The organism is Methanomethylovorans sp., assembly GCF_041447285.1.
Classification (GTDB): Archaea; Halobacteriota; Methanosarcinia; order Methanosarcinales; family Methanosarcinaceae; genus Methanomethylovorans.
In genome coordinates this window covers 203,835-229,032 of record NZ_JBGMEB010000006.1, presented here as the reverse complement: position 1 = coordinate 229,032, position 25,198 = coordinate 203,835, and the positions used below count along the sequence as shown (strand labels likewise).

At 41.7% G+C, this 25,198-nt stretch carries 21 protein-coding genes and 1 pseudogene; 14 read left to right on the top strand and 8 right to left on the bottom strand.

Annotated elements, in window-relative coordinates:
• Nucleotides 1–252 precede the first annotated feature (252 nt).
• A complete protein-coding gene (locus ACC612_RS03910; RefSeq protein ID WP_371853166.1) occupies nucleotides 253–2,136 on the bottom strand; it encodes a PAS domain-containing sensor histidine kinase in 1,884 nt (627 codons plus the stop codon).
• Between the two features lie 189 nt (nucleotides 2,137–2,325).
• Here ACC612_RS03910 and ACC612_RS03905 point away from each other — a divergent pair, with 189 nt between their 5' ends.
• The 3 genes from ACC612_RS03905 to ACC612_RS03895 all read left to right on the top strand — a co-directional run bounded on the left by ACC612_RS03905 (nucleotide 2,326) and on the right by ACC612_RS03895 (nucleotide 5,495).
• Nucleotides 2,326–3,270, top strand: coding sequence for an alpha/beta hydrolase (locus tag ACC612_RS03905; protein ID WP_371853165.1), 945 nt, complete (start codon nucleotides 2,326–2,328; stop codon nucleotides 3,268–3,270).
• 315 nt (nucleotides 3,271–3,585) lie between these two features.
• Nucleotides 3,586–4,299 (top strand): HAD family hydrolase, encoded by a 714-nt coding sequence (locus tag ACC612_RS03900; RefSeq protein WP_371853164.1) that lies wholly within the window; start codon nucleotides 3,586–3,588, stop codon nucleotides 4,297–4,299.
• A 2-nt stretch (nucleotides 4,300–4,301) separates the two neighbouring features.
• Entirely contained in the window at nucleotides 4,302–5,495 is a 1,194-nt protein-coding gene (locus ACC612_RS03895) for an NAD(P)/FAD-dependent oxidoreductase (RefSeq protein ID WP_371853163.1), read from the top strand.
• A gap of 28 nt (nucleotides 5,496–5,523) precedes the next feature.
• Here ACC612_RS03895 and ACC612_RS03890 read toward each other — a convergent pair whose 3' ends face one another.
• Both ACC612_RS03890 and ACC612_RS03885 read right to left on the bottom strand, forming a co-directional pair.
• A complete protein-coding gene (locus tag ACC612_RS03890; protein ID WP_371853162.1) occupies nucleotides 5,524–6,027 on the bottom strand; it encodes an amino acid-binding protein in 504 nt (167 codons plus the stop codon).
• Between the two features lie 22 nt (nucleotides 6,028–6,049).
• Nucleotides 6,050–6,764, bottom strand: a pseudogene (locus tag ACC612_RS03885) (transposase).
• Nucleotides 6,765–7,056: 292 nt separating this feature from the next.
• On the opposite strand from ACC612_RS03885, the gene ACC612_RS03880 reads away from it, so the two are divergent.
• On the top strand, nucleotides 7,057–8,406 hold the full coding sequence (locus tag ACC612_RS03880) for an isopropylmalate synthase (protein WP_371853161.1): 1,350 nt from the start codon (nucleotides 7,057–7,059) through the stop codon (nucleotides 8,404–8,406).
• Between the two features lie 125 nt (nucleotides 8,407–8,531).
• Here ACC612_RS03880 and ACC612_RS03875 read toward each other — a convergent pair whose 3' ends face one another.
• Entirely contained in the window at nucleotides 8,532–9,560 is a 1,029-nt protein-coding gene (locus tag ACC612_RS03875) for an isocitrate/isopropylmalate dehydrogenase family protein (RefSeq protein WP_371853160.1), read from the bottom strand.
• A gap of 95 nt (nucleotides 9,561–9,655) precedes the next feature.
• On the opposite strand from ACC612_RS03875, the gene ACC612_RS03870 reads away from it, so the two are divergent.
• The gene (locus tag ACC612_RS03870; RefSeq protein WP_371853159.1) at nucleotides 9,656–10,498 is read left to right on the top strand and encodes a TatD family hydrolase; all 843 of its coding nucleotides are present in this window, start codon (nucleotides 9,656–9,658) and stop codon (nucleotides 10,496–10,498) included.
• A gap of 13 nt (nucleotides 10,499–10,511) precedes the next feature.
• Here the strand turns inward: ACC612_RS03870 and ACC612_RS03865 are convergent, their stop codons facing one another.
• Together ACC612_RS03865 and ACC612_RS03860 are read right to left on the bottom strand one after the other, a co-directional pair.
• Entirely contained in the window at nucleotides 10,512–11,831 is a 1,320-nt protein-coding gene (locus ACC612_RS03865) for a glycerate kinase (RefSeq protein ID WP_371853158.1), read from the bottom strand.
• A gap of 311 nt (nucleotides 11,832–12,142) precedes the next feature.
• The gene (locus tag ACC612_RS03860; RefSeq protein WP_371853390.1) at nucleotides 12,143–12,499 is read right to left on the bottom strand and encodes a winged helix-turn-helix transcriptional regulator; all 357 of its coding nucleotides are present in this window, start codon (nucleotides 12,497–12,499) and stop codon (nucleotides 12,143–12,145) included.
• Nucleotides 12,500–12,585: 86 nt separating this feature from the next.
• On the opposite strand from ACC612_RS03860, the gene ACC612_RS03855 reads away from it, so the two are divergent.
• From ACC612_RS03855 to ACC612_RS03835, 5 genes are read left to right on the top strand one after another with little or no spacing between them, the layout of a single operon-like run.
• A complete protein-coding gene (locus ACC612_RS03855) occupies nucleotides 12,586–13,245 on the top strand; it encodes an NAD(P)/FAD-dependent oxidoreductase (RefSeq protein WP_371853157.1) in 660 nt (219 codons plus the stop codon).
• A 52-nt stretch (nucleotides 13,246–13,297) separates the two neighbouring features.
• Nucleotides 13,298–13,630 carry a cupin domain-containing protein gene (locus ACC612_RS03850; RefSeq protein WP_371853156.1) on the top strand — a complete coding sequence of 111 codons (333 nt, stop codon included), beginning with the start codon at nucleotides 13,298–13,300 and terminating at the stop codon, nucleotides 13,628–13,630.
• 7 nt (nucleotides 13,631–13,637) lie between these two features.
• Nucleotides 13,638–13,976, top strand: coding sequence for a CGGC domain-containing protein (locus ACC612_RS03845; protein ID WP_371853155.1), 339 nt, complete (start codon nucleotides 13,638–13,640; stop codon nucleotides 13,974–13,976).
• A gap of 16 nt (nucleotides 13,977–13,992) precedes the next feature.
• Entirely contained in the window at nucleotides 13,993–14,361 is a 369-nt protein-coding gene (locus ACC612_RS03840) for an ATP-binding protein (protein WP_371853154.1), read from the top strand.
• Between the two features lie 7 nt (nucleotides 14,362–14,368).
• Nucleotides 14,369–15,334, top strand: a complete 966-nt coding sequence (locus ACC612_RS03835; RefSeq protein ID WP_371853153.1) for a formylmethanofuran dehydrogenase — start codon at nucleotides 14,369–14,371, stop codon at nucleotides 15,332–15,334.
• A gap of 8 nt (nucleotides 15,335–15,342) precedes the next feature.
• Here the strand turns inward: ACC612_RS03835 and ACC612_RS03830 are convergent, their stop codons facing one another.
• Entirely contained in the window at nucleotides 15,343–16,347 is a 1,005-nt protein-coding gene (locus tag ACC612_RS03830) for a sensor histidine kinase (RefSeq protein ID WP_371853152.1), read from the bottom strand.
• A 169-nt stretch (nucleotides 16,348–16,516) separates the two neighbouring features.
• Here ACC612_RS03830 and msrA point away from each other — a divergent pair, with 169 nt between their 5' ends.
• Nucleotides 16,517–16,990: a peptide-methionine (S)-S-oxide reductase MsrA gene (msrA, locus tag ACC612_RS03825; protein WP_371853151.1), complete on the top strand. Its 474-nt coding sequence runs from the start codon at nucleotides 16,517–16,519 to the stop codon at nucleotides 16,988–16,990.
• Nucleotides 16,991–16,992: 2 nt separating this feature from the next.
• Here msrA and pyk read toward each other — a convergent pair whose 3' ends face one another.
• Nucleotides 16,993–18,432, bottom strand: a complete 1,440-nt coding sequence (gene pyk / locus ACC612_RS03820) for a pyruvate kinase (protein WP_371853150.1) — start codon at nucleotides 18,430–18,432, stop codon at nucleotides 16,993–16,995.
• 180 nt (nucleotides 18,433–18,612) lie between these two features.
• Here pyk and ACC612_RS03815 point away from each other — a divergent pair, with 180 nt between their 5' ends.
• From ACC612_RS03815 to uvrA, 3 genes are all read left to right on the top strand, one after another.
• A complete protein-coding gene (locus tag ACC612_RS03815; RefSeq protein WP_371853149.1) occupies nucleotides 18,613–21,660 on the top strand; it encodes an FAD-binding and (Fe-S)-binding domain-containing protein in 3,048 nt (1,015 codons plus the stop codon).
• Between the two features lie 283 nt (nucleotides 21,661–21,943).
• On the top strand, nucleotides 21,944–22,096 hold the full coding sequence (locus tag ACC612_RS03810; protein ID WP_371853148.1) for a DUF1328 domain-containing protein: 153 nt from the start codon (nucleotides 21,944–21,946) through the stop codon (nucleotides 22,094–22,096).
• Nucleotides 22,097–22,345: 249 nt separating this feature from the next.
• Nucleotides 22,346–25,183: an excinuclease ABC subunit UvrA gene (uvrA, locus tag ACC612_RS03805; protein ID WP_371853147.1), complete on the top strand. Its 2,838-nt coding sequence runs from the start codon at nucleotides 22,346–22,348 to the stop codon at nucleotides 25,181–25,183.
• The last annotated feature ends 15 nt before the right edge of the window (nucleotides 25,184–25,198 follow it).

Genomic DNA, 25,198 nt, shown 5'->3' with positions numbered 1-25,198 from the left:
ATAAGAATATTCAACAATTATCAATCCAATAGCTGCTACAAGGAATAGTGCCCAGTATTTTTCAAGCATAAAAAGAAGACAATGTAATCATATATAAATAAAATTTTAATTAATAATCTTTTCAACCAATTATAATTATTGATAATTATCATTTATTTTACGAGCATGAATTCACAAAAACATTACAAGCAAGGCATTATGTAAAAAGTAATATATTTTATATTCATTTTGACAGTGCTAACATTTTTATGCCTATTTTTTGTCTGGTTCTTGCTGCGGAAGAATAAGTCTGAAAGTAGATCCTTTACCTTCCTCGCTTTCCACCCACACATTTCCTTTATGCATTCCAACAAATTCCTTAACAAGAGCGAGTCCCAGTCCTGTACCACCGTAAAGCCTTGATGTTGAAGAATCAACCTGCTTGAAAGGTTTGAATATAGTATCTATAGCATACTGGGGAATCCCGATACCCGTATCTGAGACAGAAGCTCTTAATTCATTATCCTCAAGTTCCACAGTAAGTGTCACTAATCCCCCGGAAGGAGTGAATTTTACTGCATTGTCGAGTAAGTTGTACATTATCTGTTTGAACTTGGTTTTATCCAGACATATCTGTGCATTATTAGTAAGTTCATTGATCTCAAATCGGATGTTTTTTCTAATTGCCATAGGATGTATGACCATCCTTAAATCTTGCAATACCTCTTGGATGTAAAAAAGTTCACAGTACATTTCCATTTTTCCTGCTTCTACCTTCGAAAGATCCAGAATTGTATTAATCAGATGCAGCAGATGTTTCCCACTGTTTAAAACGTTAAGAACATATTTTTCTTGTTTTTCACTCAGATCACCAAATGTACCTTCATGCAACATCTGTGAAAAACCAATTATGGAATTAAGAGGGGTTCTAAGTTCATGGCTCATATTCGCCAGGAACTCGGACTTTGTCCTGCTGGCCTCCTCAGCTACCAGCTTTGCACGTAACATTGCCTCTTCTGCCTGTTTACGTTCATTGATATCCTGAAAGCTCTCAAGGATATACTGTTTACCGTGAATGTTGATCCTTTTCGTATTCTTGAGAATCGGATTCTTTCTGCCATCCTTGCATTTGATAGTGGTATCCATTCCCTGAAAACCATTAAGTCCCTCAACCCATATTGGACACTTTTTTGAGATAGATCCTTTCGGACACAGTATATCGCATAATTGCCCTACAAGTTCTTCTCTTGAATAGCCGGTTATCTCGCAGGTTTTGTGATTTACATCCTCAATAACATAGTCTTGTCCAATGATCAGCGTTCCGCTGGGAATGTTCTCGTATAGAGCCTGGAACTTTTCTTCGCTTTCCCTTAAGGTTACCTCTACAAGTTTTCTTTGAGTCAGATCTCTTTGCGAAGTCAGAAAACCGCATATATTTCCATTGTCGTCATAAAAAGGAGAAAATTCCAGTTCACAAAAAAAGGTAGTACCGTCTTTTTTTCTTGACAAAGATTCGATGGAATGCCTTCCAGCTTCAAATAAGATTTCTGTTAATTTACACTTTACTTCTTCACCAAGGCAATCTACTTCTATAATATCAAGGGATTTTCCTTTCAACTCCTCTAACTTCCAACCAAAAAGATCTTCTGCAGCTTTATTTAAATAGAGTACTTTAAATTCCCTGTCGAGGTAGATCATACTGTTCATAGATTGCTTAGCCATGTTCTTGAGTATGCTCAGTTCCGTTTCTGCAGACTTACGCTCTGTGATATCTATATTGCAAACAAATACAGAGCGTGGACAGTTATCAGATATCGGCAAAACTTTCATAAAGAACCAACGAACACCTTCTTGTCCCTCAGATGAGTATTCTAATTCAGAATAAGCTTCAATCCCGGACATTACATTCTTTATACATTTCACTGCTACAGGTATCGTTGTATCAAAAGGCCAGGTGATATCATTAACTAAGTCTGGCAATACATCAGATCTTATGGTACAGTTTTCATTCAATGCACAAAAATGATCCAGATTCAGGGACTCTATTGGAAGAAAAGTACCATTTGTAAGAAAAAAGAAAATGCCTTCAGGCAAAACATCTGAAACGTATCTTCCAGACAGAAGAGACTCATTTTTGTGCTTTTGATCGACTGTCATGTATCAAAATAGCCTCTAACCACATATATAATATTCAATGTATAAAGTTTTGTATTTGACACCAAATCATGTAAATAGATAACAAATTAAAAATGCCTGGATTCTAATTTTATTATTTCCCTACATCTTCAGCAGGAAACAATATAAGTATTTAGAATAGTGGACTATGAAAACCGGTTGGAGGATGACATGAAAAAGAACAAAAAAATGAAAGGCAGTACGGTGCAAACTGCTAAAAAAGAAACACAATTGCGCAGCATTGCAATTGGGATTGGCGTTGTTCTCATAATTACAGGAATTATAGGAATATTACATAACATGCGTAGCTCTGAAGACTGGTCTGTTTCTAATGAAGGAAAACTATCCTATGAGCTGCCAGAGAAGGCAGATTATTCCATAACCAATACAAACACCATACAGAATAACAATACACTCAGGTCTATCACGTTCAAAAGTAAAGACACTTCCATACAAGGACTCATAAGGCTTCCTTCATCCACTGAAAAAGTTCCAGGAATTGTAGTGCTTCCCGGCGCCGGAGTCACCAAAGAAGACCAACAAGGACTTGCAGCCGATCTGGCAGATATGGGATATGCCACTATTACTGTTGATCAGAGGAATCTTGGAGGTATAAACCCGGAGGCTGACCTGGAACTATTTGAACAGGGAAAAGAACCCGTGGAACACAATATGGTATATGATGCACTTATGGCTGCTGAAGTGTTAAGAGATCAAAAAGAAGTGGACTCTGAAAGAATAGCCATGCTTGGGATTAGCAACGGAGGCAGATTTGCCATAATTGCAGCAGCCCTTGACCCTGAAATAAAAGGAGTTATTGGCATAAGCACATCAGGATACCAGACATCTTCTATTGACAAGAACATGGTGGATGAAAAGGCATACAGGTTCTACAGATCTATTGATCCGGAAACTTATATAGCATCAATATCACCCCGCAAAGTGATCATGTTCCATGCTACTAACGACAGTATAATTCCTTATGATCTGGTCGAAGAAACATTTGAGCTGGCCAGTGAACCAAAAGCAATGTACACCGTAAATGGAACAACCCACGGCTACAGTTCATCTACAAAAGAAGAATTAGAAAAAGAACTGGCACTCATCTTCAGATAATAACCGAGATGAGAGCCCATAATTATAGTATAATGAAATTTACTTGATGGGTACACGGATAAAAGCTTGCCCGCATGAGGTATAAAACCCATCTTTTCTTTCACATGAGTCAGAAAATTGTAGCTCGTTAATTTTTCCAGCGTTACTTAGTCTATTAAGTTCAATAGTCTTGGAAGACATTTAAGGATCACCGATCGAATATATAACGATCTACTAAATATATACTCGAACTATATAAAACTCGCTCCTTGCTTATTATACATATTTATAATAGAGATTAAGTATTAGACATAGCCTAATGTAAAGGGGAAATTCATGAAGTTTGAAACACGGGCTGCAATCAACACTGAAGACCTTACCTGTGTCATGTTTGATATGGACAATACACTTTTTGATTTTGTGGAAGCTAAGATAAGAGCTTGCCGGGAAATTGTAAACTATATCGGATGCGGAGAAGCTCTTGATCTGTTCCAATACTTCAGAAGACCAGGCTGTGGATTTGAGGACTGGAGCAATATCCAGGATTATATTTTAGACATTGGAGTATTCTCACAGCCCATATATGATGAGTGCTGTCTGATATATGAAACCGAGAAATTAAAAGCAGTAGACCCGTATCCAAATACGATCTCTACTATAAGGGAGCTAAGGGAAATGGGCCTGAAAATTGCAATACTTACTGATGCGCACAGTACCAATGCAAAAAAGAGACTTGAAAAGACGGGCCTGAACCAATGGCTGGATGCTCTTTTCTCTGCGGACATTACGGGTTCAAGCAAACCATCACACCAAACATTCCTTTTTGCTCTTGAGTCGCTTGGACTGAAGCCATACGAGACTCTTTTCGTTGGTGATAGCCTACGCAGGGACATTGCACCTTCAAAGACATTGGGGATGCTCACAGCCTATGCAGCTTATGGAGACAGGAATAACGATGCACACAAACAACACGAAACAGTGTCTCCTGATTTTATATTGAATGACATAAGCGAAGTACTGGCCATTATAGAATCCGGGAAAAGAGAATGACTATGCAGTACGATGTTATCGTGGTAGGAGGAGGACCTGTTGGCTCCACAGCAGCACGCTATGCAGCTCAGGAAGGGGCAAAGGTATTACTTGTTGAAGAACACGCTTTTATAGGTTCACCAGTAGGATGCACCGGCCTGCTTAGCACACGTGCAGTAAAAGAATGTGACCTTGAGCCTTCTGAAGACTTTGTCCTCAACTCCGTAAGAGGAGCTTTTGTACATTCGCCTTCTAAACTACCATTACCCATAGATGGCGGCAAAACTAAGGCCTACGTAGTTTCAAGGAAGATGTTCGACAGGACTCTTTTGAGCATGGCAACGGACACAGGAGTTGATGTTATGCTCAGAACACGTGCTATTGGAATCGAACGCAGTAATAAATTACAAACCCTTACAGTGCTTGAAAACGGAAACTTGAGGAATATCCAGTCTAAAGTGATCATAGCTGCAGACGGAGTGCGCAGTAATATGGCAAAGATAGCAGGTCTTGGCAGAGTAAAGAGGATATTGCCGGGCATCCAGATAGAAGCCCCATACCACTGTGAAGACCCGGATTTTGTCGAACTATTCGTTGGTTCCAGAGTACCCGGATTCTTTGCCTGGACAGTACCAGTGAATGAACATATTTCCAGGATAGGACTTGCTACAGATAATATCAATGGCCCTAAACCCCATGAATGTCTCCAATGGTTACTTCAACACCACCCCCATATTAACTCCAGGTACGCAGGTGGACAAGCGGATATGACTTTTGGAGGCATACCCATTGGACCGCTGCGCAAGACCTATGCAGATGGAATAATGATAGTAGGCGATGCTGCCGGCCAGACAAAACCTACCTCAGGAGGCGGCATTTACACGGGTGCAGTGTGTGCAAAAATTGCCGCAAAGATAGCAGTTTCCCTAGATGATGATGCATCTGAGGCCAGTTTACAACAATATGAGAAACAATGGAAAGCTGCCATTGGGAAAGAACTTAGCATAGGTATGAGGATCCATGATTTCATAAAAGGTCTCAGTGACAGTGAACTGGATGAGATGTTAGGCGCGATGAACACGCCTCACATCCTGGACATGATAACAGAATATGGAGATATGGATCATCCTTCAGTACTCATCAGGAAACTGCTTGACCCAAGGAAATCAAAGCATATGCTGAAGGTATTTTCAGCCTTTGCAAAGGCTGTCCTTTAAATTTAATTTCCATGATCAAACATAAAGATCATGAAACACTTACCCCTTTTACGCTTTTTAATTTCAGCAGCTCTTCTACAACCTCACCTGAAACTTTACTATCTGTGACAATTGTAAGGCGTGGCTCATTAGTAAAATATGGGTCATCTGAAACCGCTTGTCTGATGCTTACACCATGATTTGAAATCACGCCTGTAACATCAGCGATTATCCCTGCATGAGCGGCATCATCGGGAATTATGATGATTACTCCAAGACCGAGGGAAGGAGCAACATCTCTCAGAAAAGGTATAGACTGAACTTTCTGGAATATGCTTTTAAGAAGAGGATCTTCAAGGATGGCTTCCGTGGTGGAGTCAACCACACGCCTATCAACTCCCACTTCCCGCGCAAGCTGGGTATGAGGGATCTCGATCTTACCGGATGTAACTTTTCCCTCTTCATTGACCTGAAAACCTCGCTCAAAAAGCAATCTGATAACTTTCTGCTGAGCAGGGTGTTTTTCGAATTTTTGCATTATCGTGCTCCACATGGGTTATAGATTAGTTTTTAAATTATAAATCTTTAGGCTCTGTAGAAATGCTCATTTGAACAATATATCTGACCTTGACATATCTGTCAAGGTTATGTATTAATAACTTGGCTTTAACCTCTTTTAATTGATTCCAGTATTTTCTGGCCTTGATTTCTTCGCCGTATTTTCTTTTAATGACAGAGAACATCGTTTCTGCCAGGTTCCTAACATGATACAATACCCTGTCAAAATCTTGTATCATGTACAGGTTTGCCTGATATTGTAAAACCAGTGATAATGAATTTATCAGTATCTACAGAAATACTTACTTTTAGGAATGATCGTCGTTTCTTCCCTGTTCTAAATGAATAATAGTAACTACAATGACCACTTGTAAACCCGCTTGAATCAATAGCATTAATATCTATTTTCTCACTATATGAGTAAAAGAGTTTCAGTGTTTGTTGTAATAGCGATCTAAAAATAACTGACTTAAGTCTAGTTATGAACTTATGAAGTGTTGTAAAATGTGGAACTTGTTTTAGTCCAATTCTCAACTTTAATTTATCCATCAATTCTACAAGTTCAACAATACTTCTGTAATCGACATTAAGATATTCTTTTAGCAAAATCAAGGTCAATAGCTGGTGTTGTGTATATTTCCTTTTAGAATATTTGCAACTATAAATCGAAAGGTGAGATTTTCCTGATACAGCTAAAGCTGTATCAACAAACTTTAAGTACTTATTAGACAAAACATAGTCATACCCTTTGTGTTTCAGTGGAAAGTAATACTCATGGGATTTATCCTTTTTAAATTAATAGGTCAAAATAAAAGCAAAAGTAGCATTTCTACAGAGCCAATCTTTAAGGCAAATTAAGGAAGAAAACCTTTTAATCTGAACACACATGTAGAATACCATTTCATGCACATTTGCCAGATGGCCCAGCAACTACCATAAAAATGGTGAGCTGTTGCACTTAAAGGCAAGATTAAAAACATATTAGTGCATGATGATGTGAGTTTGGCACATTTGGAGGAAATATATGAAAACATACCGGGACTATGATGATCTGCCCAAGATAGAGCTTCCCCATGGACAGGAGGTGTCGATCAGTGACAGTACCATAAGGGATGGTGCCCAGATGCCGGGCATTGTGATGAAAAGCCAGCATAAGGTACAGATATATGAGTACCTGCATCAGATAGGTATTGAAAAGCTGGAGACTTTTGTCTATAACGAAAGGGACAGAAAAGCTATCAAACTCATGCAGGACAGAGGATATGAATTCCCGGAAATTACTGGATGGGCCCGTGCAAACCCTGCAGATATCGACATGGTTCTCAAAGTTGATGGTATAGAGGAAACAGGAATCCTCATGTCTGTATCTGATCCGCATATCTATGACAAAATGAAACTTCCATCCCGTGAAGCAGCTCAGGAGAAATATCTCAATGCTTTGCAATATGCAGTTGATCACGGACTCAGAACACGTGCTCACATAGAAGATATGACACGTGCAGATAACTATGATTTCGTGTTCCCCTTGGTAGAAAATATCCTTGAGATCGATCCGGACTGTACTATCCGTATCTGTGATACCATTGGATATGGAATTCCATTCATGAACGTGGACGAACCTTATGGGATCCCTACCATTGTCAAATACCTAAAAAATGAACTCGGTACAAAAAACATCGAAACACATTGCCATGATGATTTCGGACTTGCAGTTGCAAATTCCCTGGCAGGCTACTGGCATGGTGCAAATTGGTCCAATGTAACCTATCTGGGTATTGGCGAGAGAGCAGGCAATGCAGAGATGGAAAAGCTGCTGGTCTTCCTGAAAAGGCGCATCAAGGGATTCGAAAAATATGATCTGAGCTGCCTGGTAGAATTTGCCAAATTCATGGAAAAAGAAATAGGCATACGAATACCCAGAAATAAATCCGTGGTAGGACAAAACGTATTTGCCCATGAGTCCGGCATCCATACTGCAGGTGTTATCAAGAATCCCTTCACATATGAGCCATATCCACCCGAGATAGTTGGAGGCCAGAGGAATTTCCTCATTGGTGATTCTTCAGGTATAGAAGTATTGAAGTTCAAGGTACAGGAAACGCTTAAAGAAATGATGGATGTAAACATAGAGGTGGACAAGAACGATAAACGCCTCAGAAGTATACAGACAGATATCCAAAGACTCTTCAACGATGAAAAAAGAGTTTCCTGCATATCAGATGAAGAGATCCGTGCATATGTAAAGAAGTACTTCATGTTCAACCCTATAGTGGACCAGGAACTACATCGCAGAGAGGACGATGAAAGCCAGGATAATGCTGCGGGAAAAAAACAGCGCGATATTAAAGCACATATGCATGATGAAGTAGACTAAATGAATAAAAGGGCAGGCGTTCAAATCATAAAGAATGATAAGTGTTAGTCTGCCACAACCCTTCTTTTTTGAAGGCCAAAAATAAAGACAGTTTTTTAAGACCTATTTAAAAATAAGAGAAGCTATTACTTAAGCTCCTCTGTTGTGTATTTGGCGATTGCGTTTGTCATTTCACTGAGTTTTGCATTGCCTCCCAGGTCATAGGTAACATACTTACCTTCGGATATGACACGCTCAGTTGCCCTGAAAATTGCTGCTGACTGTTCTGATTCACCAAGATATTCCAACATCCATGCACCTGCAAGCACTGTGGCTACAGGACTAACCTTGTCCTGTCCAGCATATTTTGGGGCTGAACCGTGAGCTGGCTCGAACATGGCGAAGTTATCGCCTATATTGGCCGAATATATAAGCCCAATACTTCCTACAAGAGCTGCGCACTCTTCGCTCAGCACATCCATGAAGAGGTTTGTGGAGACTAGTACCTTCTTGTTGAAGATCTGAGGATTCTTGATAAGCTGCTGTGCAATATTATCAATGTGATACTCCCATACTTCGATACCAGGATAATTCTGAGCTGCCTTGTTTACTTCTTCCAGGAATAGACCACATGTTCTTCTGAGGATGTTGCTTTTGTGTATTGGCACTACAGCATCATAGTTCCTTCTTTTTGCTTCCTCAAAAGCGTACCTTGCAACTTTTCCACTTGCTGTACGTGTAATCTTCCTTATAGCTATAGAAACATCGTCTGTAAGGCGTACTTCCTCACCGATATATAATCCTTCAGTGCCTTCACGCACACACACGAAATCTACATCACCCAGGGGTTTAGGAGTGTTAGGGAAGGTCTTGATGGGGCGCACGTTGGCATACAAGTCATATTTCTGTCTGAGAGAAACGGCCACACTTCTTGGAGCACCTACTTTTGTGGGTGTGGTTGTAGGACCTTTGAAACAAGCATCGGAATTATCAAGGATCTCCCAGGTTTCATCAGGGATAAGGGAATTTCCACCATGCTGCTCCCACCATGTAGCACCTGCATCGCAGGTTATGAACTCTACGTTAGTTCCGGCAGCTTCCATGACCTTGAACATCGCATCTACTAATTCAGGACCTACTCCATCTCCTTTAATTACTGCTGCAGTCTTACTCACTGTTAATCACCGACCATTCTAAAGGCATATGTCATTTTTAAGCCTTCGCTATAAAACGCGAAACTTTAATCCTGCTATGGCATATATAATTCATTATGAGAGGCAATTTACCCATAACAGATGAACACATGCATATCGATCCCAGAAACAAAGGGCTTGTAGCTGTAAAAGAATTCCAGCAGGCAGGGGGAACGCATATATTCCTTGTGATGAAGCCATCCTGGACTCTTGGAATAAAGGTCACCAAGCCCGAAGACCAAAAGGCTGTTTTTGATGAAACTGTTGAGATCTCAAGGCAGATCAACGAAACTGGCGTGACATCTTTTCCAGTGCTTGGAGTGCATCCTGCAGAGATCACACATCTTCTTGAGTACATGGATCTTCCCACTGCGATGAAGACGATGAAAGGTGGACTGGAAATAGCTGCAGAATACGTGGAAAAGGGACTAGCTGTGGGGTTAAAAAGTGGAAGACCACACTATCCAGTCACACCAGAAATATGGGAAGCTTCCAATGAAATTATGGAGTATGCTTTTACACTAGCAAAATATCTGAACTGTGCGGTGCAATTACACACCGAAAGTGTTGGAGAAACTGAACTTGAGGATATTACCGCCCGTGCAAAAAAAACAGGCATCAAGCTTCACAAAGTAGTAAAGCATTATGCACCTCCGCTGGTGAATGTATGTGAGAGACTTGGCATATTCCCAGGAGTGCTTGCAGGCAAGGGAGCTATAGAGGAAGCATTGACACAAGGCACCAGGTTCATGATGGAAACAGATTACATCGATGATCCACAAAGGCCAGGAACCGTGCTTGGACCAAAAACCATACCCAAAAGAACATTAAAACTTGCCGAAGAGTATGGGGAAGAACCCTTCTGGAAGATCCATAAGGAAAACCCCGAGTTAGTATATGATGTTGATATTGATCTTTGAAAAACTTGTACAATTACTCCACAAGCAGAACATAGATATCCATCACATTTGTGCCTGTCTGCCCGATTTTATGAAGATCATCAATGCTGTCAAAGAAAACATAGGAATTATGTGAATCCAACATCTCTCTTGCATCCATACCCCTCATAGAAGCCCTTTTCACACTGCTTCCGTCAGCAAATGCTCCTGCTGCATCTGTCGGACCATCGATGCCATCCGTACCCGCTGCGAGGAATAAAAGGTTTTCAAGACCTTGTGTTTCTATTGCAAAGGAAAGTGACATTTCCTGGCATCTACCGCCCTTACCACCATTCTTTACGGTGACAGTAGCTTCTCCACCTGCCAGAATGCAGGCTGGTCTTGACATGGGCCTCCCATGTAAAAGTTCATTTCTTCCCAAGGCAGCAAACACTTTTGCTATCTCTTTGGATTCACCTGTAATATAAGAACTTAACAGCAGTGTATTATAGCCTATATCTGATGCTTTTTTTGCAGCAGCATCCAGAGCAATACAATTAGTACCTATCAGCTTGTTGTAACAAAGATCGAATATATGATCTCCGGCTTTAAGGGTTTCTTCCACTAATCCATTCAATCCATCCTCCAATAAGCGGCTTATGGAGGGAAGAAGAGTAATATGATATCTTTCCACAATATCATTAAAGTCCTCGAATGTAGAAGAGTCAGGTACAGTCGGTCCAGATGCAACTATATCAAGAGGATCACCTACCACATCCGAAAGCACAAGGCTAATAGATTCTGCAGGATAAGCCATTTTTGCGAGGCCTCCGCCCTTTAACGTAGAGAGGTGCTTTCTTACAGTATTGATCTCTTTAATGGTTGCCCCAGAGAGAAGTAAAGTTTCATGAAGCTTCACAAAGTCCTTAAAAGATACGTCCTTGCGCGGAAGAGCTAGCAAGGAGGAACCGCCACCGGATATCAGGAAAATGACAAGATCTTCCTGATTTGCCTTAGAAACAATTTCTTTTATCATCTGGCCAGCTTTAAGGCTATTCTCATCAGGAACCGGATGTGCTGCTTCATAGACCTCTATACGTTCAAGCTGGGTCTTGGAACCGTATTTAGTGATCGCTACTCCTTGGAAAGGCAGATCATAGAGAATTTCTTCAATAGCCTTTGCCATGGGCACAGATGCTTTCCCAAAAGCTATGACATAGATGTGCTGGTACTTACCCAGATCGTATGAGCGGTTTCCTACCTGTAATGTGTTCTTTTCTCTTGCCAATGCCCTTTTGACAGCTACAGAAGGCTCCACAGCCTCTATGGCACTTTTAAGAATCTCAGCTGCATCTTCTCTTAGACCATTGTGCATAACCTATTCACTCAGGAAATTCTATTAGAATTGATTGCCCATCTTACTTTTATACTACTTTATCCAGAATGTAAACCGGTACTTATTGAATAACATTCTTTCAAATAAACAACTACAGACCATAAGCCAGTGATTAGCAAGAAAATGAGATTTCTTACCTCTCAGGACATTTGTCCACTATTTCCAAAGATAGTTATTATGGGATATTTGTCGGAAAACACCTTGTTCCCCCTACTTAAATCTTCTTAAATTATTCAGATATATAAGTTTCTAAATACAAATTAAAGTCAGAAGTACATATCTGAAACTTCTTATAGCTCACAGAGTCTACATACTGAATTTTCACATGCCTTATTGCCAAATTTCCACTTAAGACCCCATGCCTTGATATCTCTTATTATTGATATGAAGTCCTCTCCACTGGCAGTAAGAGAATACTCACAGCGTACCGGGAGTACAGAGTCATCGATGACCTTCTGTATCAGACCCTGTTCCTCCAGTTCCTTCAGCCTTGCAGAAAGAGTCTTTGGAGTGATGTCTTTCAACTTGCGCTTAAGCTCATTAAAACCTTTTTCACCCTTTTCGCCCTTATGAAGTTCAAATAAGATATATACAGACCATTTTTTACCTATTATATCTACAGTCTTATAGACGGTACAATCCTTCATAGTATCCATATAGAAACTACATACTATATAAATCAATATCTTAATTATACTAAATATCTCAAAGATACCAAACAGAGTGATAAAAAATGGTCGGAGACAAATTAGAAAAAGGAGCAATCCTACAGAGAGACAAGGAAACCTATGCAATTGCACCACAGATACCTGGAGGCATAGTTACTCCGGACCTCTTGCGCAAGATAGCGGATGTGGCAGAGAAGTACAACGCTGCTGCTATGAAAATGACATCTGCGCAGAGAATATGTATAGTGGGTATCAAGGAAAAGGACCTTGATAATATCTGGAAAGACCTGGATATGAAACCAGCAGCAGCTGTCGGATTATGTGTAAGGAGCATAAAAATATGTCCTGGCACAACTTTTTGCAAACGTGGGCAGCAGGACGCTGTAGGCTTGGGCCTGAAACTCGATGAGAAATATCATGGAATGGAACTGCCTTCCAAGCTTAAGATGGCCGTTGCCGGATGCATGAACTCCTGTTCAGAACCTGCAATCAAGGACATAGGCATCCTGGGCACTCCCAAGGGCTACACCCTCATGGTTGGAGGTAGTGCAGGCCTTAAACCAAGGCTTGCAGACGTAATTGCCGATGAACTTACAGATGATGAAGTTCTTGAAATGGTTGATAGGATCATCACTTATTACAAGAGCCATGCAACAAAACACAGGCTTGGCAGATTCATAGATGAGATTGGATTGGACAAATTCAAAGAAGATCTGGGATTATAAGTAGAAAATATAATTGGCAGGGAAACCTGCCTATTTATTGGAGTGACAAATCATGCAGGTCCTTAGCAAAACCCCTTCTGGAAAAGTACTTACAACTTCTGAACTTGTAACTTATCAGGAAGAAGCAGTGGTCAGCCGTACCCTTTCGCAAACAAAGAATGGTACAATTACTGTTTTTGCCTTTGATGAAGGTCAGGGACTGAGCGAGCATACTGCACCTTTTGATGCAATGGCATTCATACTTGAAGGAGAAGCACAGGTTACCATACAAGAAAAAGAACATCTCTTGAAGGCAGGAGAAATGATTATAATGCCTGCAAATCAGCCCCACAGCCTGGTTTCTTTGAAGAAGTTCAAGATGTTGTTAGTGATGATACGCTCCTGAGGCAAATATGGCAGAAGATCAAACCAAAAAAATTGCAGTAATAAGGTGTGACATTGTTTCAGAAGCTTGCCCGGGCATAGGTTGCTTCATGGCTTTCAACAAAAGAAGGGAATATTTCAAGGAATATGGAAGCAACACTGAAATGGTAGCTTTCTTCACATGCGGAGGATGTTCAGGCCGCAGGGTGTACCGCCTTCTAAAATCGCTTGAGAAATTCAAAGTAGAGGTAGTACATCTCAGTTCATGCATGCAGATGGAAAACTACCCAAGGTGTCCACATATAGAGGAGATTAAGCAGACAGTAAGAAATGCAGGCATGGAACTTGTGGAAGGCACACATCATTAAGGAGAAAATGAGCATCATGGTAGTAAGAACCATAGTGAAAATAGATGAAGAGAAATGCAACGGTTGTGGAAAATGCATATCTCCTTGCGCAGAGGGAGCTATACAGCTTGTCAACGGCAAAGCCAAAGTTGTATCAGAAGAACTTTGTGATGGCATGGGCTTTTGCATAGGTGTATGCCCACAGGGAGCTATCTCAGTTGAACAAAGGCAGACCGTTGAATTCAACAAGGAAAAAGCAGAGTCACAACCTCGCAGTACGGACATATCCATCAAATGCTTTAAATGCGGAAAAGGAGAGAATGAAAGATATCTCATGCCTCTGCGCTATAAAATGGAAAGTATATGGGTATGCACACGCTGCCTCCCATCCCTGATACACGGGTAAGAATATGATGAAGACAAGGATCCTCAAACCAATAGACAATATTTGCGACTATACATTCAATTTTTGCTGGAACGATAGTAAATTGAAGCCTGAAGATGTGATACCCTCACAGGCAAGTTCATCTTTCACATATGCAGACCTTGTAACTGAGCTCAAGAGAGGAGAGGATGTATACATAGAAGGAAACGTAGGCAAAAGGCTTGCTTATAGCATGGGAACTGATCTGAAACACTTGGGCGGCACAGGTGAAACGCAGCAAGCAGGCAAGATATTCGTTGATGGTGATGTGGGATCTGAAGCCGGCATGGGAATGGCAGCCGGCAGCCTCTATATAAAAGGTAACATAGCAGAGCCCCTGGGCAATATCCTGGAGGTAACTTCTGATATCAATGGCTACAGGAAATTCCGTTCTATAACCGACATACTTTGCAATGGACTGGGCAACGATGTTCTGAAAGGCAATTCATTGGCTGAAAATACTCTCACATTGAATGATGGCATCCTGCGGGGAACCATAGGAGCAAGATGTAACTGGCAAGGCGCTATTGTTGTAGAGGGGGATGTATATAACGGTACGGGAGTGCTTATGCAACAGGGAACTATAACTATCAATGGAAATGCGGGTATGAACACCGGTTCTCATCTTAATGGAGGAACAATTGTAGTACACGGCAATGTTGGAGAATTCTCAGGTGCATATATGAAAAACGGCAGATTGATCTTCATAAGCTCAAAAGGATATGTAGGTGCTGGCATGGAAGGAGGAGCTATCTATTCAAAGAAAAAAGCCAATACCAGTCCTCCGGCAGCTAAGACGGGGTTGGAAAAGGAAGATATTGACTTTATACGCAAAACCATGCAAAGTGGCCGTGTGGAATCCATGCTTTATAGCAAATATGAACCCGAAAAAGAGAAAGAGAAGTTTGAAGAAGTGCATATGAGAGATGGTTCTATAGTTATGCGAAAAGTCTGACCATCGGATTATGCCTTAGAAAATGATGCCCAAAAAACACTTCCTGTGCCTTTCGGATTGTCAGTTACGCCCAGCTTACCACCATGAAGCTCCACTATTCTTTGGGCTATTGCAAGACCGAGCCCAGATCCTTTTATTGCACCGGCTTTTAACCTTGTGAAACGCTCAAAAATAGCTTGTTTGGAGTATTCAGGTATACCTTCGCCTTCGTCAGCAAAGCATACCTTCCATGAATCTCCCGCATCCACTATATTAATGTCTATATTTGCACTATAAGGTCCATACTTAAGTGAATTGGACAGGAAATTCACAAAAACCTGCTCCACCAAAGGGTTTACCTTTGCAGGATATGTTCCTGAAGAAGAAAAGGAAACCTTAGCATGCTTTTCTGATATCTGGAGAATCATAGAGTCAATAACATTGGTGATGATGCCTTTAAGATCCATTTTTTCAAGAGGCAGGTTGCCAATGGTATCAAGCTTTGTATAAGATGCCGCATCCTCTATAAGGTCCATTAACTTTTGATTGGACCTGGATACATTTTTGAGATACTGGAGCTTCTTTATATCAGTCTCCATTTCAAGCAAAAGGTCTGCATAACCTTTGACTACTCCCGCGGGGTTCAGCAGATCGTGCCTTAGTATATCTGTGAATAGATCTTTCATCTCGTTGGAATGCTTAAGCTCAGCTGCATATTGCTCCAGCTTTTGTTCCATGATCCTGCGTTCTGCGACTTCTTGCTTAAGCATTTTGTTATACCTGCGAATATATAGAATATACAGGACCAGAAGAATTACTACGATGCAAAGGTGAAGTACCCACAACCAATAGACATGTATGGTCTGTAAAAGAGACAATTGACCGTATCCTTCAGTAGATATGACAGACGTTGCTAAAGCTGGACCATACTGTCCTATAGTATCACATGTTTCGTTGGCTGCAACTAAATGCAGAAAACAAAAAGATACAATCAAAAAGATAAATGCCAGTTTACACACACTGATTTTTTTCAAGATTCACCTCTTGAAAGAATATGCGCATAATATATACAAGCCAAATATATACTTTCTCATTGGCGGAAAGTTGGTTCCTACATATAAAAAATGACAAAAATCATATAGCAAATGAGATAAGAAACAAATATAAATTGTCGAATTAATGAGAATTGGGGAGTGAAAATTGATGGAAAAGGCTACATTTGCAGCAGGATGTTTCTGGGGAGTAGAAGCTAATTTCAGACGAGTAAAAGGAGTAATAGCAACAGCTGTGGGATATACAGGCGGACATTTTGAAGATCCGACATACAAAGACGTGTGTACCGGAAGGACAGGACACGCTGAAGCAGTTGACCTTCTTTTTGATCCTTCTATAGTAAGTTATACCCAATTGCTTGAAGTGTTCTGGAACCTTCACGATCCGACCACACTCAATCGCCAGGGACCGGATATTGGTACTCAATACAGATCAGTTATCTTCTACCATAGTGAACAACAAAGATCTGAAGCAGTTGCTTCTAAGGAAACTGCTCAAATATCCGGTAAGTTCAAAAAGCCCATTGTTACTGAAATAGTACCTGCATCAACTTTCTACAGAGCAGAGGAATATCATCAGCAATACTTTGAAAAAGGAGGTATCGGTGGCTGTATGATCCACTGAGATTATTCCAGCCGGATGAACTTGAGCAGGTTTGTTCCTCCCTTTATTCCATGCCCGGCAGTTTGCCCTTGGGTAATAATAACCAATTCCCCAGGAATATAAAGAGCATATTGCCGAAGTTTTTCAAAGGCTTTTTGTTCCCAATCAGTGACTTGCCCTTTTACAAATATAGGATGCACACCATACTGGAAAGCCATAATGTTGCATGTATGTGGGTACCTGCTAAACCCTATGACCCACACATCTGGTCTGAAACGGGAAACTCGCCTGCAGGTTTCACCGGATGCCGTGGGAACAAGCACATACTTAATAGGCAATTGCTGCAGAGCTTCATTTATTTGCAAGGAGATTATATCATCTATCTGCAATTGCATCTTTGCCATAGCTTTTTTCATCTGAGATATACCAGTCTTGGAAGTACCGCGCCATTTTTCAGTTTTCGTGGCAATTTTGGCCATCATTTCAACGGTAGCAAGAGGGTATTTGCCTACAGCGGTTTCAGCGGATAGCATAACGGCATCTGTGCCATCTATAATGGCATTGGCCACATCTGTTGCCTCAGCACGGGTAGGGCGTATGTTAGAGGTCATGGACTCCAGCATCTGGGTAGCGGTGATCACGGGGATACTAAGAAGATTGGCCTTATGAATGATCTTCTTCTGTACTATAGGTACATCTTCTATGGGAATCTCCACACCAAGATCGCCTCTTGCGATCATTATGGCATCTGCTTCCAGCAGGATGCTGTCAATATTCTTAACAGCTTTTTCCCTTTCGATCTTTGCAACAAGAAATACTTTTTTTTCCTTGGACTCAGCATATTCTCTTATCTTTTTTATATCATCTGCAGATTCAATGAAGGATATGCTGAAACAGTCAAGCCCTTCCTCCAATGAAAAATCAATTACCTTTAAGTCATTCTCAGTAACTGGTTCAAGAAACACATCAGAACCTGGCAGATTAACGCCTTTGTGAGATGTAAGCTCACCACCCACTATTACTTTACATTTCACATTTTGCCCTGAAACTTCAAGGCATTCCAATTGCAAAAAACCATCATTTATGTAGATCAGGCTGCCAGGAGAAACACTTTCTGTAAGTTTTGGAAAATCCACTGGTATAAAAGAGTCACCCATGAATTCTGCAGATGAAGTGAGAATCACGATTTCCCCTTGTTGGAGAAGAAGTGGCTCCTTGGAAAGAGTACCAATCCTTATCTTGGGACCGGGCAGATCCACAAGTATAGGAACGATCTTATCCATCTCGCGGGATATTTTCCGTATTCTGTAGATGATCTCCCTGTGGTCAGACAGCTCTCCATGAGAGAAATTCAGGCGGGCTACATTCATTCCCCGAAGTATTAAACCCCGGATCATTTCTTCAGATGAGGAGGATGGCCCGATAGTACATACTATTTTGGTCTTATGATCAGAAAGTATCATGCTACACTCCGATTATAAGTAAAAGATTGTCTGTGATACTTTTTATCATTTCCGTATATTAATTATGAATCAGTACTTCCATTGAGACTAAATTTTTGACAGTACTCGCATTTATTTAAATACTACTGCCACACAACATCAGTACTGTAGTTATTCATCAAATCACATGGGGTAAGAAGTATGGTAAAAGCAGTCTATGAATTGAACGAACAGCAAAAGAAAGAGCTTGCATCCATTTTTGGAGAAGGGGCCAATTTCAAAAAGAAGGAAAGACACTTTTATACACATGACGTGGGATCACTTCCCCCTGTTGTAAAGACATTCTTAGGAAAAACAGAGCCTGCAGCTATAGTAAAAGTAAGGAATGAAGAACAGGCTGTAAAACTCATGGAATTTGCCCGGAAATATGAGATAGCTGTTGTCCCCCGGGCAGGTGCATCATCCGGGTATGGCGGTGTCATACCCACAAAAGGCGGTATCATTGCAGATGTAACTCCTATGCGCAAGATAATCAGTATTGATAAAGAGAACATGAGAGTTACTGTAGGAGCAGGTATTGTCTGGGAAAAACTGGAATCCAAACTGATTAAAGAAGGGCTTGCAGTACAGGCGGTACCTTCAAGTGCAATGTCTGCCACAGTTGGCGGTTGGCTTGCGCAGAACGGTTTGGGATATGGTAGTTATGAGTATGGATGGTCACAGGACACAATGGATAGTGCCAGGGTTGTGCTCCCCAATGGAGAAATAAAAGACTTCACTGGCGACGAGCTACAAAAGATCGTAGGTACCATGGGTACCATTGGTATCATAACCCAGGTTACTCTGAAGGTAAGAGAGTTTGAGAAAACCGCAGCTATATCTGCAAAATTCCCGGATGCCACAAGCATGCAAAAAGCCATTGCTCTTGTAGGAGAGCGTAAGGTGCCCCTCTGGTCAGTATCATTTATTAATCCTCAATGGGCACAAATGAAAAACAGGGCACCTCCGAAGACACATTACGGGGAACCTGTGGATGACCACAGGCCCGAACTTCCCAAAGCATACATTTGTAATTTCGCGTATCCAGAGTCCAGGGATGTAAGTGCACTTGAAGGCATCATTAAGGAAACTGGCGGGGAGATATTGCCAGATGAGATCGCGAAGCATGAGACTGAAGAATGGTTCAGGTCCATGAAGGTCAAAAGGCTCGGACCATCATTCATCCCGGCAGAAGTAATTGTACCTGTGTCCAGCATTGGAAAGGTTTTTGATGAAATCAATAAGAAAATAGCTCTTCCTGTACTCGTGGAAGGCATGGTTGCTAAAGGTGATCAGGCTGTCCTCCTGTGTTTTATGCCCCATTCTGAGCGCTCTTTCAAATATAATATGGCCTTTCCACTTGCCATTAGTATAGTAAAGATCGCAGAAGAAAATGAAGGACGGATATACACATCCGGAATGTACTTTGCGAAAAATGCTGACAAGGTATTCGGAGATAAACTGGCTAAGATCCAGGAACTTAAAAAGCAGGTTGATCCAAAAGATATAATGAATCCTGAAACTCTAACAGGAAAATCCCTGATGAAGACCGGACTTACCATGGCAAAGAGCTTTGAGCCACTTGCCCGTTTCGTAGGCAATCGTTCGGGGGTCAGTGCACATGAGTTCACCGACCAGAAAGGCATACCTGGAGAAGTCCTATCTCACGCTTACACCTGTGCGCAATGTGGTTACTGTGTACGCGAATGCGACCAGTATTATGGCCGGGGATGGGAATCACAATCGCCCCGTGGAAAGTGGTTCTTCCTGAAAGAGTACATTGCTGGCAGAGCTGAACTTGATCAGGAACAGGTAGACACATTCTTGGCATGCACCACATGTGAGATGTGTGACCATTACTGTCAGCTTGACCTTCCCATCGAACGTTCCTGGATGACACTCAGGGAGAACTTTGTTCAGAAGAAGAAAATGATGACCATCCCACCGTTTGAGATAATGGCACAGAGCCTTGAAAAGGAAAGAAACATCTGGGCTAACTACAGAAAGGACAGGGATGGATGGATGCCAAACGATATCCGTGCTAAGATAAAGGATAAAGCTGAAGTGGCCTATTTTGCAGGCTGTACTGCATCTTTTGTTGAGAAAGATGTAGCTGTTGGTGCTGTACGTCTGCTTGATGAAGCCGGAATCGAATTCACATACCTTGGTGACAAGGAAGCATGCTGTGGTATACCGATGCTTGTTGCAGGAAAGTGGGATATCTTCGAGAAGATAATGAAGATGAACACTGCAAACATGCAGAAAAAAGGAGTTAAGACAGTTGTCACTTCATGTCCAGCATGTCTCTTGATGTGGAGGACTCTATATCCACAGTGGGCCAAGAAATTGGGAATGGATTTCAACATCGAAGCCAAGCATTATTCTGAAGTGCTGGTAGATAAATTGGATGTACTGAAACCAAAGTTCAAGGTGCCACTGAACAAGGTTGTCGCATGGCACGACTCATGCCATATCGGCAGGGCTGGTGCAGGTGTCTACGAGCCACCTCGTGAATTGCTCAAAGCAATACCGGGCGTGCAGTTCAGGGAAATGGAACATAACAGAGAGGAGGCTCTATGCTGTGGTTCCGTGGTAACGCTCATAGATGAACCAAAGGTAGCAGGTAAGATAGGGAATGTGCGCCTTCAGGAAGCACTTGATCAAAAAGCAGATATAATGGCAGCCCTTTGCCCATGCTGCATGGTGCAGTTCAGGATCACTGCAAGGGATAACAATATGAACCTGCAGATACAGGACCTTGGTGCCCTGGCAGCCCGCAGCCTGGGATATGATATTCCGGACACAACTAATGATGCTCTCGTTGCATGGGCTACCTTTGACAAGATGATAGACCTCATGGTCCCGGAGAACATGACCGAAATGATGGTGGAACTGCTGCCTGACATGATCGGTGCTATGCCTTCATACATGCAGGCAATGATGAAAACGGTAAAGTATGTACCGGGCATGGATGCTCTTATGAAGCCTATGATGCCGAAGATGATGCCTTTGCTCATGCCATCACTGATGCCAAAGGTCATGCCAAAGATGCTCAAGGCAGTGGAAAAGAGAGTGCCAATGCCAGATTACATGCTGGAGCAGATGCCTGATCTCATGCCTGCTGCAATGGCAAACCTGATGCCAAACATGCTTCCGCAGATCGCGCCGCTGCTGACACCAAAGATGATAGAGTACATCAAGACTCACTGAGAAATGTAATGTTGTAAATTATCTATAGGAGTAGGGATCAAAGGGATAGCATAACCATGATCGTAGTTAAAAATACATAATGTCTGGTAGAGTCCTCTTTGAGGACCAATCCAAGATCATATACATTGGTAAAATGCCTCAAACCAGTGTATATGAACTTATTTTCCCTTACTGCCTCCGCATAGTCATAAGATGCATTATTGAGGCTCTTTAGATGCCAACTTATAAGTACTCTGGCTCAAATAGTTGAGAATGGAAAATTATTTTGAAGGAGTGGTGAAATATGAGTTTGATTGGATTAGCTGTTCTGTTTCTGATACTAGCTTTTGTTTCCTATGTATTGGGAGCACGCGGAGTTGCCGGCATGTCAATGGAGATCGCAAAGTGGCTTGTGATCATCTTTATAATACTGGCAATAGTAACGTTTATCCTGTGACAGGATAAGTAGAAGAAATGCCTTAGGAAAATATCCTCTTCCAAGCCAAGAACAGTTCCGTGGATACAAATACCAGAAATATTCTTTAGATCATATATTAAAAGATAGTTTGTGCTGCCATAGCATCTCCGAATTATTTAAATATAATCGAATGTGATGATATGGTGTTAAGTGGGACATATGGGGAAAATATCTTTGTCTCATACGGCTTTTTTATGTTGAACACATCGCAAAGAGATCTATCAGACCATGTCTTTGAATAATTTAATCATCCGAGGTGCCAAAGAGCATAATCTTAAGAACATCGACCTGACACTACCCAGGGACAAACTCATAGTTATTACAGGGCTTAGTGGTTCGGGTAAATCATCTCTGGCTTTTGACACCATATATGCCGAAGGGCAGCGCAGATATGTAGAATCATTATCAGCCTACGCCCGCCAGTTCCTAGGGCTCATGGAAAAACCCGATGTAGAATACATAGAAGGTTTATCACCGGCCATTTCTATCGAGCAGAAGACCACAAGCAAGAATCCCAGGTCCACAGTGGGTACTGTTACCGAAATATATGATTACCTGAGACTTTTGTACGCCCGCATAGGCATTCGCCACTGCCCAGACTGTGGAAGAATAATAGAACCTCAGAGCGTAGACCAGATAGTAGACAGTATAATGAAGATCAAAGAAGGCTCAAAGATCCACATACTCTCTCCTCTTGTCCGGGAAAGGAAAGGAGAATATAAGAAACTGATCGCAGACCTGCTGGCAGACGGCTTTTCAAGAGTACGCATTGACGGAGAGATATATTCTCTTGAAGAAGCAAAGGATGTAGAGCTTGGTAGATATTACAAGCACAATATCGATATTGTTGTTGACAGGCTTGTTATCAAGGAAGGTATCCGTGATAGGCTTGCTGAGGACGTGGAGACATCACTGGAAAAAAGTGGGGGCACTGTAACAGTACAGATACTTGAAGGGGATGAGCTTACCTTCAGTGAAAAAATGGCCTGTCCAGAATGTGGAACTGGGTTTGAGGACCTTGAACCTTCTGCATTCTCATTCAATAGCCCTCAGGGAGCATGCCCGGAATGTCATGGCCTTGGCACTTCAATGGAGTTTGACCCTGATCTGATCGTACTGGACAAATCCCTGAACCTGCGTGAAGGTGCTGTGGAGCCTTGGAGCACTGCTGATGGTTATTACATGCAATCATTGGAATCCCTGGCAAAGCATATGGGATTCTCCATGGATACACCATACGAGCAACTGCCTGAAAAGGCAAAGCATGCGATAATGTATGGTACGAATGAATACATTCCCTATGTCCATGTCGGCCGTACCGGAGGCGTGTGGCAACACACTGGCAGATTCAAGGGAGTTATCGCTAATATATCCAAAACCTACGAAAATACAGAATCTGACAACACAAAAGAAAAAATGGCACGGTACATCAGTACCAAACCATGTCTGGTGTGCAATGGAAAAAGACTCAAGCCTTCAAGTCTTGCAGTTACCATTGATGGAAAGAACATAATCGATATCACAGACATGTCAGTGGAAGAAACTCTGTACTTCTTCCAGAATGTTGAAACAAAGCTCAATGAAAGGGAATACACTATCTCCCGCCTGATTCTTAAAGAGATCAAAGCAAGATTGGGATTCCTAATGGATGTTGGTCTTGATTACCTGACACTAAGCAGGTCATCAGCTACACTTTCAGGAGGAGAGGCTCAGCGTATCAGATTAGCCACACAAATAGGGTCCAGCCTTATGGGAGTGCTGTATATCTTAGATGAACCCAGTATAGGACTCCATCAGAGAGATAACCTGAGGCTCATTAATACATTAAAACATCTTCGGGATATAGGGAACACTGTACTGGTAGTAGAGCATGATGATGAAACAATAGAAAGTGCCGACCATGTTGTGGATATGGGACCTGGTGCTGGTATTCACGGTGGGGAAATCGTTGCAGAAGGCACACCTCAACAGATTATGGAAAACAAGAACTCTCTTACCGGGAAATACATGAGTGGAGAACTTAGCATAGAAGTTCCGAAAAAACGACGGGAACCCACAGGAAAGCTTAGTCTCTACGGTGCCAATGAGAACAATCTCAAAAATCTGGATGTAGAATTTCCCCTTGGTATCATGTTGTGTATTACGGGGGTATCCGGTTCCGGAAAAAGCACACTTATAAATGAAACTCTCAACAAGGTGCTGGCAAAAGAGCTTAACAGGGCCAGAGAAAGACCTGGAAAATATAGATCTATTAGCGGACTCGAACTGGTAGACAAAGTGATAACTATAGATCAATCGCCTATTGGCAGAACTCCGCGATCAAATCCTGCTACCTACACTAATTTGTTCACGCCCATAAGAGAATTATTCGCACAGACAAAGCTTGCAAAAGCAAGAGGATACCAGGCAGGCAGGTTCAGCTTTAACATACGTGGAGGCAGGTGTGAAGCATGCTCCGGAGATGGAACCATCACTATAGAGATGAATTTCCTCCCTGATGTATACGTGCCCTGTGAAGTGTGCCATGGAAAACGTTATAATCGGGAGACCCTGGAGATCACATATAAGGATCGTAATATAGCAGATGTTCTGGATATGACAGTGGAAGAAGCGTTGGAGTTCTTTGAGAACGTTCCTGCTATCCAGAGGAAACTTCAGACTTTATATGATGTGGGATTGGGATACATAAAAGTGGGCCAGTCCTCAACAACATTATCTGGCGGCGAGGCACAAAGAGTGAAACTTGCCACTGAACTTAGCAGACGCTCCACAGGTAAAACAGTGTATATTCTGGATGAGCCTACAACAGGACTGCATTTCCATGATGTGAAGAAACTACTTGAAGTGCTGCAACAACTCGTAGACAGCGGAAACACAGTGATAGTCATTGAGCATAATCTGGATGTCATAAAGACGGCTGACTGGATAATCGACCTTGGACCAGAAGGTGGAGAAAAGGGTGGGGAAATCATAGCCCAGGGCACACCTGAGAAAATAGTAAAAAATGAGATATCATATACTGGAATGTTTCTGCAAAGGGTATTGGAGAAAGCTTCCAGGAAATGATTTTTCAAACCAGTT